Raw genomic sequence first — 540 nt, 5'->3', positions numbered from 1 at the left:
CGGGGAGATGATGATGATACTGGATTTGCATCGGCAGGGCCTGTCGGTGTCGGCGATCGCCAGGGAGAGCGGGATCGACCGCAAGACGGTGCGCAAATACATTGAGCGCGGGCTCGAGGCTCCGGCCTACGGACCGCGCAAGCCGCGTCAGGCGGTGATCGATCCCTTCACGGCCTATCTTCGCGAACGCGTCACGCGATATCCCGGGCTCACCGGCAGCCGGCTTTTCAGGGACTGAAGGACCTCGGCTATGGCGGCGGCTACACGGCGGTCACCGACTTCCTGCGCGACGTCCGTCCTGCCGCGGCGGAGCGTGGATACGAGGTTCGCTTCGAGACCCCGCCCGGCGAGCAGGCGCAGGTCGACTTCGCCCAGTTCAATGTCGTCTTACCGACGAGCCGACCACGCCGAAAATCGTCTGGCTATTCTCCATGGTGCTTGGCTTCAGTCGCCTTATTTGGGCACGCTTCGTCGTCCGCCAGGATCTGCCGACTGTCTTGCGCTGCCATGCTGGGGCTTTCGAGGCGCTGGGCGGCGCTC

General features: G+C 65.0%; 1 pseudogene. It reads left to right on the top strand.

Going from position 1 to position 540, the window contains the following annotated elements:
* Positions 1 to 540: pseudogene (gene istA, locus NKJ91_RS33760) on the top strand (IS21 family transposase); the annotation flags it as partial.

The sequence above is a fragment of the Mesorhizobium sp. M0040 genome, assembly GCF_040323505.1.
Classification (GTDB): Bacteria; Pseudomonadota; Alphaproteobacteria; order Rhizobiales; family Rhizobiaceae; genus Mesorhizobium.
The sequence above is the reverse complement of the archived record's forward strand: the minus strand, read 5'-3'. Positions and strand labels throughout refer to the sequence as shown.